The organism is Brevibacterium sp. FME17, from assembly GCF_014897515.1.
Lineage (GTDB): Bacteria > Actinomycetota > Actinomycetes > Actinomycetales > Brevibacteriaceae > Brevibacterium.
This window is the reverse complement of record NZ_JABUYD010000006.1, coordinates 63227-77437: the sequence shown is the minus strand read 5'-3', so window position 1 is coordinate 77437 and position 14211 is coordinate 63227. Positions and strand designations below refer to the sequence as shown.

Sequence of the window (14211 nt, the reverse complement as noted above, 5' to 3'; positions counted from 1 at the left end):
ATGAGCACCCACACGAGCGCACCCCGGGTCTCCGATCGAGCCGGACTGGTTCAACCCTTCGCAGCCATGAACATCGTGGCCAAAGTCCAGGAGATGACGCGCAACGGCCGGGACACCATCGCCATGTGCTTGGGCGAACCGACACAAGGTGCGCCGGGTCCGGTGCGCAGGAAGGCCGCCGAGGTTGTCACCGACGGCACGAACCTCGGCTACTCCCCGATCTTCGGGATCCCCGAACTGCGCGCAGCCATCGCCGGGCATTACCGCGACTGGTACGGCGTGGACGTGCCCACCGACAGAATCGCGATCACCACAGGCTCCTCCGGTGCCTTCCAGACGGCGTTCCTGACCTGCTTCGATGCGGGTGATCGCGTCGCGCTCGCCCGCCCGGGCTACGGCGCCTACAAGAACATCCTCGCCGCTTTGAACTGCGAGATCGTCGAACTCGACTGCGGAGCAGACCACGGGTTCCAGCCGACTGTCGAGCTCCTCGAACAAGCACACGCGAAGGCTCCGCTCAAAGGACTCATGCTCGCGTCGCCGGCGAATCCGACGGGCACGATGATCACCGGCGACCATCTCGGCGAACTCATCTCCTGGTGTGCCGAGCACAGTGTGCAGGTGATCTCTGACGAGATCTACCACGGCATCAGCTACATCGGCACGCGTGGTGAGACCGCGCTGACTCATGACGACAATGCCATCGTCATCTCCTCGTTCTCGAAGTACTGGGCGATGACCGGTTGGCGACTCGGCTGGGCGATCCTGCCAGAATCGCTCACGAGTGCGGCCCAGAACGTGACCGGAAATCTCTCGCTGTGCGCCCCGGTTCCCGCCCAGTATGCGGCGGTGGAGGCATTTACCGAGGAATCCTATGCGGAATGTGAGGCCGCGGTGGAGTCCTTCGCCCGTGCCCGAAAACATGTCCTCGAAGCGACTGCTGACCTGGGCTTCACCGATATGGCGCCGCCCGATGGGGCGTTCTACATGTATGCCCGCATCGATGAGATCCTGCAGCGGTCGAATGATGACATCGTCACCGCGACTGATTGGTGCCAGTCGCTCCTCGAGTCCACCGGGGTTGCCTTGGCGCCGGGTGATGACTTCGACTCCCTCAATGGGTCCCGCTCGGTGCGACTGTCGCTGGCCGTCGGTGCGGACAAGACCGCCGAGGCGCTGGATCGAATCCTTGCCTTCATGAGATGACTCCGAACTCGCCTGCAGCTCAGAACCGGAGTTCGTCTGGGCTGCCGACACTGGGCATCATCGTCTCTGCGCTGCTCCTGGGCTCGGCCGGACTCTTCGTCATCCTCGCCGATGCGAGCGCCCCGACCGCAGCATTCCTGCGCTGTTGGATCGCTGTCATCGTCCTGGCGCCTCTGGCCATCCGCGAACTCCGACGTCATGGGATGCTGCCGTCCCGGGCGCTCGTTGTCGCGGCAGTCTCGGGTGCGGCGCTGGGCATCGACTATGTGCTGTGGGCACAGAGCGTCCTCGATGCTGGAGTCGGTGTCTCCACGGTCCTCATCAGCGTTCAGGTCATCGTGTTTCCGGCGCTGGTGTGGGTCTTCGGAGGAACACGTCCGGGCTGGCTGTTCATTGCATGCATCCCCGTCATGATCGCGGGCATGCTGCTGACCGGGGGAGTATTCGGCGCCGATGCCGGAGCGGCGAACCCGGGACGTGGGGCGATCTTCGGAGTGCTGTCTGGAATTCTCTACGGCGTCTACATCTTCGGCATCCACCACTGCCGGAAGGCGGCACCGAACTTCGTGGTCGCACCCGTCGCAGTGGGCACACTTGGGGCGGGAGTGATGACGGCGATCGCTGGTGTGACTCTCGGCGGCCTCGACTTCGACCTGGGCTGGGCCGGGTGGGCATGGATGGTGGCGCTGGCTGTCTTCGGTCAGGCCCTGTCATGGGTGCTGCTGAGCATCTCGAGCCCGCTCGTGACGGTGTCGCGGACGGCCGCCCTCATGCTGCTCCAACCGCTGTCGGCCGTGGTATTGGGCGCGGCCATCGCCGGGGAGCGACTGCAGTCGGCGCAGTGGATCGGCGCGGTGCTGGTTGTTGTGATTGTCTGGGTCGTCGGCGGCGGTCCGGAGGCGCTGCGCAGACGACGGTGACCCATTCAGGAACAGCTCAGTGCTCGTGGCCTTCGACTGTGTGGGCCAAGGCATCAAGGATGATGTGAGCGACGTGGTCGTCCTTGAGCGAGTAGTAGGCTTCGCGGCCGATCCGGTTGACCCCGACGAGGTGGAGGCCGCGCAAAAACTTCAGATGCTGGGACACCAGGGGCTGCGACAGCTCGGTCGACTCGACGATGTGCGTCACGGTCGCCTCACCGTGGGCGAGGACCAGGAGCATCTTCAATCTGGACGGTGTGGCCAGTGCTTTGAACAGGTCGGCGGTCTCGGAGATGGCTTCGAGATTGTCCTCGGGGTTGCGCAGGAGCTGCTCGACTGCGGCATTGACCGGGGCGGAATCTGAAGTGGAAGCCATGGATAGAGATTACCGGAAATTCTGCAACGTGAACTCACGCCCACATCGCTGCAGGCGGACAGGCCGCAGGCACGCGGTCGGCAGAAGACTCGAACACCGTGCGGCGTTCGAGTTCAGAGGACGCCTTGTTCGGCCTTGCTGAGATCGTCAGGAAGGTTGTGCAGCAGCCAGTCGTAGCTCAACGGCGACAGGTTGGTCAGAGCTGCGAATGTGGTGTCATCGAGCACTGTGTAGTGCTTGCCGCGAATGACCTTGACCTCCCGATAGAACGGGTCCTCCAGCTCGTCTTCATCCAGCATCGCCTGGTCGGCACCAGAGCCGGCATCAGCACCAGTGCCAGCACCAGAGCCAGGGAAATGTATGAGGAGGACATCGGCGTCGAGCTGGTCGACCTGCGGCTTCGTCACCGAATGCTTCTGGGCCGAGTAATCTTGCGCTGCGGAATCTTGGAGCATGCCGATGCCGGTGAAGAAGCTGTCGTCGCTGCCGGCATACGACAGGTAGTCGATCGACTCGGCCTTGACGTCGGCGAGGGCATACGTCGTGTCTTCGAATTCGAGGTGATGGTCAGCGGCCTTCTCGGATTGACCTGTAACGTCCTCGACGACTTCTTGGGCCTCTTGTCCCTTATTCAGGGCAGTGGCGACGGCGGCGGTCCTGTCGGTCCACGTTGCATCGTCTTCGGCGGCAACGACGGGGGCGATATCCGAGAGCTCATCGAAATGCTCACCGGCATCGTCGAGGCCGGTGGCGAGGATGACATCGGGTTCTGCTTCACGGATCGCCTCGGCGTCTGGCCCCTTCTTCGGGTCATACAGGGTCGGAGTCTCCATGCCGGCATCATCAAGTGCCTCCATGGCCCACGGGCTGGCCTTCTTCCCCGATAGAGCCGGTGCAATGACCGGATCCGCGCCGAGCGCCACAGCTATGTCGAAGTCGACCGAACTGGTCACAGCAATCTTCTCCGGCTGTGTCTTGATCGTGGTGCTGCCATAGGGAGAGTCGAGCGTCTGCGGATAGGGACCTTTGGCGTGACTTACTTGATTCGGTAGGAGCGAGCATCCGCTGAGTGCCAGAACAGCAGTGAGCCCCAGGGCGGGCAAGGCCAATGGCCTCTGTTCGATTCGCACCGCTCAGCTCAGAGCTTCGACGTCGTCCTGGGTGCCGATGAGGTCGTCTGCCAGTGACTCCCACTGCTCGTAGGCATCAGGCAGGCCGGATCGCTGTACGGCTTGTGCGGCTTCGGTGGGGCTCATCGTGTGCCAGTCTTCGATCTGTTCGAGACCGGGATTCTCGATATCCGGATTGATTCCGTAGAAGGATTTCGTGGCAAAGATGGGGTCGTTGAGGCGCTCTGGTTCGCCCCATCCTTGAGAAGGACGCTGCTGGAACAGGCCGATCGAGTCGCGGTCACCCGCGTCGAGGTTGCGCAGCGAGGATTCCTGGAGGGCTGTCATGAGGGCGATTCTGATTGCTCGGTCGTCGAAGTCGCCGCCCCGCCCGATGCCGATGATGAGCCGGGCGTTGTCGATCTGCTGCTCGGTCAGCTGATTCACGGTAGCCATCTGCATCTGCCTGATCTTAGTTGAGCCGAAGGAGACAGGGGAATTGACGATGATGACGGCGGCGACGACCAAGGCCATCACCGCTGCTCCCAGACCCATCAGGGCACCACGAAGCACGGACCGAGATCCGTTGCGGTGTCGAGTCTTACCAGCCATGAATATAACGATAATGCAACAAACTGAGGGACGCATGTGTCCACGCCGTGCTAATAATCACAGAACGGTCACGGGGCTGGATTTTTTGGGCGCCGACGTTGGTGACTGAACTCTGAAGCGATCTCGTGATGTCTGTTTGTTATCGCGAACCAGCTTGACCTTGACACGGTGTCAAGGCCTTCACTGGCTGTAGGAGGTGGACACAATGACCAATCCACACATCACCGAAACGCCTGTGCAGCACATCTCGCACCATGATTCGCGGCCCTCACCGAAAACGGAGTCCGTCGTCGCGGCGTTGTCGTCGTCGAACCCGCAGCAGCGACTGCAGGCGGCACTGTCTGTCGGAACCACAGCCGAGAGAAGCCACCTCGGTGCACTCATACAGCGCTGCAGTTACGAACCGGACTTCTTCGTCCGTGACATGCTCACCTGGGCAATCACCCGGATGCCCGCGGAGGAGGCTGTGCCTGCGCTCATTGTCGAGCTGAGCTCAGATGTGCCGCAGGCCCAGAGCCAGGCATTGCACACGCTGTCGAAGATCGGTGACCCTCGCGGCTGGTCGGCCATGAGCCCGGAAAACATCGGAGACAAGCTGATCGCTCATTCCGACACCGAGGTGGCCCGCAGTGCGTGGAGGGCCGCCGTGGCGCTTGTCCCCGGTGATGACCGAGAGACGTTGGCATTGTCCCTCGTCACCCAGCTTGGACGGGGTGACATGGACACGCAGAAAAGCCTCAGCAGAGCCATCGTCTCCCTGGGCGAGGATCTCGTGTCAGTGCTCGATGAAAGACTGCAGGCAGAGGAAGAAACAGTGCAGACACACGCTCTGGCGACCCGGGACATGTTCACCGATCCGGACGCCGGTTTCGCTCACGCCTTGAGTGAAGCCAAGCGCGTGGTTGCACTGGGGTCCGAGGCATCAGCATAGGTCGACTTTGGGAAGGGGTGACCGGGGTGGCGCTGCCGGGTGGGGCAAGCTCGCGCAGCGCTGCGTGCGGCGCCTCGGGCTCCTTCCTCATGGATTGGGCGCGTTAAAGGCAGAGCGATGACAGAGTGGCCTGTCTATAGTGGAGACAGGAGAGGGGTGCTGATGCTGATTGGCGAAGTGGCCAAACGCTCAGGCGTGAGTGCTCGGATGCTGCGACACTACGAATCCCTGGGCCTCATCGATCCCAATGAGCGCACCCCGAGCGGGTACCGGGAGTATTCCGCGGACGATATCGGGAGAATCTTTCATATCGAAGGACTGCGCAAACTGGGAATGTCGCTGGCAGAGATCGGACCCCTTCTCGACGATCCCGCATTCGATCCCAGTCGAGTGATTGACGAGCTGGTCGAGACCTCGAAGCGACGCATCGCAGTCGAGCAGGAACTGCTGTCGAACCTCGAGCGGATCGACCGCCTCCACCACGCCGATGGGGAGGCGCTGCTGCTGACCATCGATCTCATGCGCTCCCTTGAATCCGGCGACGTCATCCAGCGGCACAAGGCAGCGCTGGGCAGCGGTGTCGACGGAGCTGTGCCCGTTGAGTCCCTGTCCGCAGCCGTTCTCAACGAGCCGGTGCTCAATGCTGCCGGAGCGATGCGCTGGGCCTTGGCTCAGTCGGGACCCGAAGCGGTCCGCTACCTGGCGAAGGGGATGGGAGACCTGTCCGTCGTCGTCCGGCGCAATGCTCTGCAGGCGCTCGATGAAATCCGGCGCAATACCGCGAAGGAAGAACTCGGGTCCGTTGCGGAAGCGACCATCACCGCCTCCCTGCATTCCGGTCTCGGCGACACGGATCTTCAGGTGCGCAGCGGCGCCGCGCTCATTCTGGGGCAGATGAGGGATCCTGTCGCGGTTTCGGATCTGCTTGAAATAGCGATGGAGGGACCAAAGGACATTGAGGCCGCCGAAGCGCTTGCTGCTTTCGTCAACGAAGCCCCGGAAGAAGGGGAGCGAGCTGAAGTCGCGAGACGGATCATGTCGGATCTGCGCCGGCACGCCCGTTCCCCAGAGGCGACAGTGCGGTTCCGAGTGCTGCAGGTTCTCATTGAGATTCCGGGTGCTGAAGTCGATGACTTCATTGCCGAACTGTGCACCGACGAAAGCTTCGAGGTCGCAGCAACGGCGACCGCGACCCTGAATCGGCGCCGCGATCATTAAACTTGTCCCATGACCTCCGGAACCACGACGCCCGAACCTGGGCCCGATCGCTCGCCCGCCTCTGCGAAGAGACGACAGCGGCAGCCGTTCGCATTCCGTCGCCACCATTTCACTGTCACCGGGGTCCTCGACTATCTCTTCTTCCTCTTCGGAGGCGCCTCGTCAACGTGGCTGGCGATGCTGATCCTGTTCAAAGGGTTCTCACTGGGCTGGTGGCAGGTGCTGACCCTGCTCGTATTCTGGGGAGTGGTCTCCTACCTGGCACTTCCGCGACTGCACCGCATCCTCTCCCAGATCTACGTCCCGAACTATTTCATCGGTCGAGCCCGGACCTCGGATGGCCTGCTCGGAGATCCTGTCAACCTCGCATGGCGTGGTGACGAGACTCAGATCCATCACGCGATGAAAGCCGCAGGCTGGATCCTTGCCGATGGCATCACCCCGGCCTCGACCTGGGAGATCATCAGATCCACTCTGACGCGTCGGAGCTACCCCAAAGCGCCAGTGTCGCCATTGCTGCTGTTCGGCAGGCGGCAGGACTTCGCTTATCAGCAGGAGGTCGACGGGGATCCGGGGCAGCGTCACCATGTGCGGTTCTGGAAATGTCCCAGTGGCTGGTTGCTGCCTGGTGGGCATCAGGCGGACTGGCTGGCCGCGGGCACCTACGACAAGAGCGTCGGGATCTCGCTGTTCACGTTGCAGTTCACCCACAAAATCGAAGAGAACACCGATGTCGAACGTGACTACATCGTTGACACGGTGGCTTCGGCCGATGATGCGGTTGTCGTCCAACACGTCCAAGACTTCTCGACCGGCTACCACTCACGCAACGGCGGCGGAGACGCGATCATCACGGACGGCGATCTCCCGATCATCGAAGTTGCCGAAGTGGATACAGACGAATCCGATTCCCCGGACCGACTCGAACTGGCACTCGATGCGACCCAGATCTACACCGATGCTCGGTCGGTCAGAGAAGTGACGAAGACGCTGTGGCACAGGCGACCGCTGCAGACTGTCGTCGGTGCCGCACTCGTTCTCATCCTGCTCCTCTTCCAAGCCTGGGACGTACTGGGCACGGTGCTCGACTGGGACGGCCTGCGCACCGAGGTCGTGGACTACAGTGCCGACATCGAAACCCTCGGCAACGAAGCGGCAACACGGATCGTGGCGGGAGTGCTCATCGGACTCAGCCTCCTCATCGGGTGCCTGCAGGTGATCGCGAGCATCTCTGTGTTCCGAGGCAGCAATCGAGCCCGATTGTGGATCTTGACCCTCTCCACGGTGTCTGTGATCGTATCGATGACGAACTACTTCACTGGAGACCGGGACCTCGCGACCAACATGTACGCCTTGACGACGATTGCCATGCAGGTCGCCGTGCTGCTGTCACTGTCAAGCGATTCTTCACGGCTATTCACCCGTTTCAGCACCGCAGAGCTGCGAGCCGAACGTCAGGAACGGGGCCTCGAAGACTGAGCGCATGTGCAATCAGGATTCGCCGGCATGCATCGATGGTGCGAGAAGTTGTGGACTGTAAACACTGTGTATCCTGGCCTCGACTGCATTCCGGCGGCGCGAACCAGCCATCGGAACCGGATTCAAGCGAAGAGGCGGAGCTCCATGACTGAGCCGACACCTGACTCATCTGCCCCCACCGACGGGGGCAAGGTTCCCGCAGAGGCAACCACAGCCTCCGACGGCGCAGTCTTCGACACGATCGACCCGGCGCTCAAAGTGGTCAGCATCGAAATCGAGGTCGCCGCATCAGCCTCGGAGATCTTCGAACTCGTCGCCGATCCTGCCCGCCAACCCGAATGGGACGGCAACGACAACCTCGGCACAGCCGCAGCGGGGCAGAGACCGACCGGAGTCGGAACCTCCTTCATCACCATCCTGACCAAGGGCGTCGACCGCGAGAACCACATCGTCGACTTCGAAGAGGGCAGGCTCATCGCCTGGAAGCCCTCCGAAGTCGGCGGTGAACCCTTCGGCCAGAAATGGGCGTGGGAGGTCACAGCGACAGGAGACCGTTCAAGCCTGGTTCGCCACACCTATGACTGGACCGAGTTGAGAGACCTGCAACGACTGCCACGTGCGCAGTCGACAAAGTCTGAGAACCTGCTGGCATCAGTTGAGAGGCTCAAGGCACTCGCTGAACGCTGAACGCTTCAGCTGCTCATCGTGGCCAGGCATCTGCCAGGCGTGAGAGCAGCTGCGCTAAGAGGGCACGCTCTTCATCGGTGAACCCATCGAGGGCCAGGTCGACGTTCTCGCGCTGGGCTCCCCGGAACCTGCTCGAGATCGCTCTGCCCTTATCCGTCAACGCGATGAGAGTGCGACGGGCATCATCAGGGTCAGCCTCACGTCGCAGCAGTCCCAGCTCGACGCCCTGTGACACGAGGCGGGAAGCACGCGGCTGATCGACCCCGATCGATTCACCGATTGCGCTGACGCCGAGAGAGCGGCCGGCCTGAGCTAGGGCGATAAGCAGTCGCAGCTGTGCTCGTCCACCGAAGTGAGCCCCGAACTTGCCTTTCCACTCGTGTTCTCCCTCGTGCCGATCGCGATTGCTGTCCCGGAGACGCTCGTCGTGGGGCGCGCCTTTCGTGCGTGGATCGCGCGGACTCTGAGGGAAATATTCATCCTCGTCGCCGTGTGGGCGCCGACCGCGTCCGAACGGAAAGTCTCCCCGTCCTGGTCCGCCGAATCTGGGATGGCCATCGCCGCCAGCCGCAGCTCCGGGAAGCCCGAATCCGCGCGGACCGCCACCGAGCCCGCGCCTCCACTGCAGGCGCGTGAGCGCCTCGGCGATCCTCTGGCTGGCATCGTCCGTACCCCTACCCTGATCGCGCTTCCCGTCATTGCTCATACCCCAATTTTACATGTTGGTTGACATGCTTTCTAATTGCATGTCATGATACATATACATGTCAGATGACAAGTAAAGGAGATGGCATGAACTCGCTCAACAGCGACAAGCAGAATGACAGCACCATCAATGGTCGAGAAGGCCGTGATGAACGTGCTGATGAGAACAGCGACCGTGCTGATGAAGGCAACGAGAAGCTCCACGAGGCTCTCAGTGAGGAAAGTGCAAAGATGAATGACGAAGACGACAATGAATTCGACCAGACGCGCGCCGCGGGGAGTGAGCGTTCCGACGTCCGCGACGAGAGCCCAGAGGTAACGGACCTGCTCAGGCAAGCGAGCCTCCTGCTGCGCCGAAAGTTCTTCACCGCAGCGAAGGCAGGGGAATTCGGACACCGCGGCCAGGGGATCCGTGAGCAGGTTGCCGCCGCGGTCGATGAGGCGCTATCGGAGAGGGAGCTCGAATCCCTGACGGGCTCTCTGGACAAAATCGTTGACGTGCTCGGCAGGAATGCAGAGGGCGCTAGCGCTGAGGGCAGGAATGATGAGTGGGATGAGCGCCGAGAGTTCGCTGGACGGCGCGGCTACGCGGCTCGTCGCGAATGCGCCCGCCGTTTCGGCGCTGAAGGACGATCCGCCTTGGGCCAGGAGTATGGGTTCGGAGGTAGGCTCCGGTCAGAGTTCGGCCCTGAACCCGGACGTGACTTCGAGTCAGAGTTCGGACTCGGACACGTACGAACACTCGGGCGCGGATTCGACTCTCGTGGTGACCGCGGCCCACGGCGGAATCGGAATCCGCGTCGCGAGCGGGATCTGGAAGATGGTTGGGGCTCACGCCGGGAATGGGCAGAGGACAACGTGGACGAAGGGCGCTTCGACCATCACCGCCGTGACGGAGGCTGTGGGTCACATGCTCACAGCGCCGACCACCGGGGCAGAAGCCACCGCGCCGGGGGCCGACGCGGAGGCAAGGGCCGGATGGTCGGAGCTGCGTTCGAACACGGATTCGCGGCAGGCTACAAACGCGGTGTCCGGTCCTGAGGGCTCAGCCGCGCTGGAGCACTGACTCCAGCGCGTCGAGCACTGCAGGGTCCTCGATCGTCGAGGGCACGGCCGGAGAATCGACTCCGTCGGCGATCTCGCGCATCGTCTTGCGCAGGATCTTCCCCGACCGGGTCTTCGGCAGGGCGGAGACGATATCGACCTGTTTGAAGGCGGCCACGGGGCCGATCTCCTTGCGGACCAGCGCCACGAGTTCGGCGATGACCGCATCCGGATCGGCCGCCTCGGCGGAATCACCGAGCACGACCAGCGCACGCGGATTCTGCCCCTTCGTGTCATCGTGAACACCGATCACCGCGGTCTCCGTGACTGCCGGATGGGAAGCGATGACGGCCTCGATGACACCCGTGGAAAGGCGGTGTCCGGCGACGTTGATGACATCGTCGGTGCGGCCCATGACGAAGACATACCCGTCTTCATCGAGATATCCCGAATCACCGGTCAGGTAGTAGCCGTCGAAGGCCGACAGGTACGAGGACACGAACCTGGAGTCATCGCCCCAGACGGTGGCCATCGTTCCCGGTGGCATGGGCAGCTTCATGACGATGAGTCCCTCTTTGCCAGCCGGCATGGGTTTGCCTGAAGGGTCGAGGACTTCGACCTGGAAGCCCGGCACCGGCTTCGTCGGGGACCCCGCCTTGAGCGGGAACCGGGTGAGGCCAAGCGGATTGGCGGCGATCGGCCAGCCTGTCTCCGTCTGCCACCAGTTGTCGACGACGGGGATGTCACGACCGGTCGCCTCGGCGAGGATGTTCGTCGTCCACTCATAGGTATCCGGATCGAGGCGTTCACCGGCGAGGAACGAAGCCCGCAGACTGGACAGGTCGTACTTCTTGATCAGGTCGCCGTTCGGATCTTCCTTACGGACCACGCGCATGGCCGTCGGCGCAGTGAAGTGGACGTTGACCTTGTGGTCTTCGATGATGCGGAAGAAGGTGCCGGCATCTGGGGTGCCGACCGGTTTGCCCTCGAACAGGACCGAGGTGACACCGGCCAGCAGCGGCGCGTAGACGATGTACGTGTGCCCGACGACCCAGCCGACGTCGGAGGCGGTGAACATCGTGTCGCCGGGGTTGAGCCCGAAGAGGCTGGGCATCGAGAATGCCGATGACACTGCGTAGCCGCCGGAATCTCGCACGATGCCCTTCGGTTTGCCCGTCGTGCCGGAGGTGTAGAGGACATAGAGCTCATCGGTGGCTTTGACGGTGACAGGGTCAATGCCTTCAGGCGTATTGGCCAGCAGCTCCGCGTAGTCGAGATCGTTCTCGCCCATCGCGCAGCGATGCTCGTCGCGTTGGACGATGACGGTGAACTCCGGCTTCTTCTCGGCAATGCTGATCGCCTCGTCGACCATGGGTTTGTACTCGAGGACACGGCTCTTCTCAACCCCGCACGAAGTGGAGATCACGGCCTTCGGGGAGGTGTCGTCGATGCGAACGGCCAGCTCGTTGGGGGCGAATCCGCCGAAGACCACCGAATGGATCGCGCCGATGCGGGCGCAGGCGAGCATGGCGATCGCAGCCTCGGGCACCATCGGCATATAGATGATGACGCGATCGCCCTTGACTACGCCCCTGTCCGACAGGGCTCTGGCGAAGCGGGAGACCTCGTCGAGGAGCTCCGAGTACGTGATCGTGCGAATCGTGTCGGTGACGGGCGAGTCATAGATGATGGCTGCCTGATCTCCACGCCCGGCGGCCACATGCCGGTCGACCGCGTTGAAGCACACGTTGAGCTCGCCGTCGGGGAACCAACGATAGATCGGGGCGTTCGCGGCGTCGACGGCGCGAGTCGGCTCGGTGACCCAATCGATGTGGGTCTTCGCCTGGTCGAGCCAGAACTCCTCAGGATCGGCATCGATGGCAGCGATGACATCGTCGTAGCTGGGGGACTGTGCGATCGTGTTCATAGCTCCATTGTGACTCATGGCACAGCTGAGTGCAGGGATGGGAGGGGCCGATTTCCGGGTCAGCGATGGTTGCGCAGGAGGCAGATTTGGTCTATGCAGCCGGATCCGGTCCCCGTGGCAGAAACCGAATTCGAAGTTGGACAGCAGCTGGTCGGCCGTTCGGACTCCGTCTGCATACATTGTGAGGAAGCGGCGCACTAACCCCAGATTGTGTGCGCAGACAAGGCACAATGGGGGCATGAGATATCTTGTTGCCCTGATCATCGGCATTGGCGCCCTGTTCGGCGTCAACGCGTTCGCAGACCTCTTCTCCATGCCACGCCCGTGGAATTCTCTGGCGATGGGCGCCACCGTCGGAATCACGATGGTCATCGTCCTCCTGGTCTGGGAAGTCGTTAAGCCCAGCAATAAGGATGCCGCACCGGCGAAGCCTGCGATGAGTGAGGAGGAGCGTGCGAAGGCACGCGCCGAGCGTCGCTCTCGATTGGCCGCCGAGGCGGGTGTGAGTCTCGACGACACTGATTCCGGCAAGGGCACTACGGAGTCGAAGGCAGATGATGCGGAGACCGAGTCGAAATCTGCCGGTCAGGATGATGCAACTGAAGCGAAGCCGGCCGAGGGCACTCCTGCGGCGGCTGCCCCGCCGAAGCGTTCGGTCAGTGAGGACGAAGAGTCGCCGGAAGCTGACGAGTCCTCGATCGAGGCGGAGCCGGAAAACGGCGGCGAATCACGATACGAGGAGAACACAGGAGACTTGGGTCAGGATCAGCCGGACCAAGATGAGCCGGACCTCCGTGCGGCCGGCGAGCCAGAGACGCTTGCGCCCGATGAGTATGACGAAGAGGCAACGGGGTCATCACTGGAGAGTCCTCCCACCGGAGAACCGGGAATCTCCGTCGACGCACTTGAAGATGCCGAATCGGCAGACACCGATGGAGCCGCCGATGACGATCCCGTCGACGACGAGACCGACTCGACGCGCTGACCAATCCGACGCGCTGAGCGCCGATAGCGCTGAGCGACCCTACTGCGTGTAGTGAGCGGCGAGGAGTTCAAGCCCCTCTTCGATGCTGACCCGCGGCTTCCACCCAAGAACCTCGTAGGTGCGGCGCTGGTCGAACCAGTGCGCCGTTGAGAGCTGCTCCGCCAAGAACCTCGTCAGGGGCGGTTCATCATCATGCTCGCCCAGATCCCATACCTTCTCCACGACCGAACCGGCCACCAGCGCGGGGCCCACGGGGATGCGCATCTTCGGCGCGTGAGCGCCACCGGCGATCGCGATCCGTGACATGAGTTCCCCGATGGGGCGCGGCTGACCGTTCGTGACCACCAACGACTCGCCGTGCGTGGTGGCCACGGCATCAACGGCGGCAACGATCGCCTCGACCGCATTATCGACGAACAGAGCATCGACGAGCGGGGCCCCTGACCCGAGCACCGGCATCCGGCCGGCACGAGCGCGATCGATGACGCGCTCCGTCAGCTGCGTGTCACCAGGACCCCACATGAGGTGCGGGCGCAGGACGAGGACCTTGAAGTCTGTTGAATCGGCTTCCAGAGCAATGAGTTCACCGGCGGCTTTGGTCCGCGCGTACTCACCACGTGCCAGATCGGGGGAGGCAGGACCGGCACCTTCGCCGATGATCGAGTCACCGGTATGGGCCACCGACGGCGACGAGATGTGCACCATTCGCTTCACGCCAGCCGCCTGAGCGGCATCGACGAGAGTGCGGGTGCCGCCGATGTTCACGGCCTCGAACTCACTGGGGTCGCCCATCATGGACACCTTCGCCGCCAAGTGCACAACAGCCTCGGCGCCGGTGAGGGCCTGAGCCACACTGCTCGGGTCGGTAACCGACCCGATGACGTCGTGGGCGCCCGACACAGAGGAGGGGCGACGCTGCAGAGTCGTGACCTCGTGGCCGCCTGTCACAAGCGCACGAGCGACGGACGAACCCAGGAGCCCGGAGGCTCCGGTGACTGTGATCTTCATATGG

At 62.7% G+C, this 14211-nt stretch carries 14 protein-coding genes; 8 read left to right on the top strand and 6 right to left on the bottom strand.

Annotated features, from left to right (window positions below):
• Together INT40_RS07750 and INT40_RS07745 are read left to right on the top strand one after the other, a co-directional pair.
• The gene (locus INT40_RS07750) at positions 1-1206 is read left to right on the top strand and encodes a pyridoxal phosphate-dependent aminotransferase (RefSeq protein ID WP_101571724.1); all 1206 of its coding nucleotides are present in this window, start codon (positions 1-3) and stop codon (positions 1204-1206) included.
• Positions 1203-2126, top strand: a complete 924-nt coding sequence (locus INT40_RS07745; RefSeq protein ID WP_193095857.1) for a DMT family transporter — start codon at positions 1203-1205, stop codon at positions 2124-2126. The genes INT40_RS07750 and INT40_RS07745 overlap by 4 nt, the downstream gene beginning before the upstream one ends.
• Positions 2127-2142: 16 nt before the next feature.
• Here the strand turns inward: INT40_RS07745 and INT40_RS07740 are convergent, their stop codons facing one another.
• From INT40_RS07740 to INT40_RS07730, 3 genes are all read right to left on the bottom strand, one after another.
• A complete protein-coding gene (locus tag INT40_RS07740; protein WP_193095856.1) occupies positions 2143-2502 on the bottom strand; it encodes an ArsR/SmtB family transcription factor in 360 nt (119 codons plus the stop codon).
• A 113-nt stretch (positions 2503-2615) separates the two neighbouring features.
• Positions 2616-3632 (bottom strand): ABC transporter substrate-binding protein, encoded by a 1017-nt coding sequence (locus INT40_RS07735; protein WP_193095855.1) that lies wholly within the window; start codon positions 3630-3632, stop codon positions 2616-2618.
• A gap of 3 nt (positions 3633-3635) precedes the next feature.
• Positions 3636-4223, bottom strand: a complete 588-nt coding sequence (locus INT40_RS07730; RefSeq protein ID WP_226830941.1) for a peptidoglycan-binding protein — start codon at positions 4221-4223, stop codon at positions 3636-3638.
• A gap of 205 nt (positions 4224-4428) precedes the next feature.
• On the opposite strand from INT40_RS07730, the gene INT40_RS07725 reads away from it, so the two are divergent.
• From INT40_RS07725 to INT40_RS07710, 4 genes are all read left to right on the top strand, one after another.
• Positions 4429-5154: a HEAT repeat domain-containing protein gene (locus INT40_RS07725; protein ID WP_226830940.1), complete on the top strand. Its 726-nt coding sequence runs from the start codon at positions 4429-4431 to the stop codon at positions 5152-5154.
• A gap of 162 nt (positions 5155-5316) precedes the next feature.
• Complete coding sequence (locus tag INT40_RS07720; protein ID WP_193095854.1) at positions 5317-6372, top strand: MerR family transcriptional regulator; 1056 nt, start codon at positions 5317-5319, stop codon at positions 6370-6372.
• A gap of 9 nt (positions 6373-6381) precedes the next feature.
• A complete protein-coding gene (locus INT40_RS07715) occupies positions 6382-7851 on the top strand; it encodes an LssY C-terminal domain-containing protein (RefSeq protein WP_101571520.1) in 1470 nt (489 codons plus the stop codon).
• Between the two features lie 144 nt (positions 7852-7995).
• Positions 7996-8538, top strand: a complete 543-nt coding sequence (locus INT40_RS07710) for an SRPBCC family protein (RefSeq protein ID WP_226830939.1) — start codon at positions 7996-7998, stop codon at positions 8536-8538.
• Positions 8539-8551: 13 nt separating this feature from the next.
• Here the strand turns inward: INT40_RS07710 and INT40_RS20575 are convergent, their stop codons facing one another.
• Positions 8552-9244 (bottom strand): MarR family winged helix-turn-helix transcriptional regulator, encoded by a 693-nt coding sequence (locus tag INT40_RS20575; RefSeq protein ID WP_226830938.1) that lies wholly within the window; start codon positions 9242-9244, stop codon positions 8552-8554.
• An 86-nt stretch (positions 9245-9330) separates the two neighbouring features.
• Here INT40_RS20575 and INT40_RS07700 point away from each other — a divergent pair, with 86 nt between their 5' ends.
• Complete coding sequence (locus INT40_RS07700; protein ID WP_193095853.1) at positions 9331-10284, top strand: hypothetical protein; 954 nt, start codon at positions 9331-9333, stop codon at positions 10282-10284.
• 4 nt (positions 10285-10288) lie between these two features.
• Here the strand turns inward: INT40_RS07700 and INT40_RS07695 are convergent, their stop codons facing one another.
• Complete coding sequence (locus INT40_RS07695) at positions 10289-12214, bottom strand: acetate--CoA ligase (RefSeq protein ID WP_101571514.1); 1926 nt, start codon at positions 12212-12214, stop codon at positions 10289-10291.
• Positions 12215-12452: 238 nt separating this feature from the next.
• Between INT40_RS07695 and INT40_RS07690 the strand changes: the two genes are divergently transcribed.
• Entirely contained in the window at positions 12453-13199 is a 747-nt protein-coding gene (locus INT40_RS07690; RefSeq protein WP_193071550.1) for a hypothetical protein, read from the top strand.
• Between the two features lie 39 nt (positions 13200-13238).
• Here INT40_RS07690 and INT40_RS07685 read toward each other — a convergent pair whose 3' ends face one another.
• Positions 13239-14207, bottom strand: coding sequence for an NAD-dependent epimerase/dehydratase family protein (locus INT40_RS07685; protein ID WP_193071549.1), 969 nt, complete (start codon positions 14205-14207; stop codon positions 13239-13241).
• Between the last annotated feature and the right edge of the window lie 4 nt (positions 14208-14211).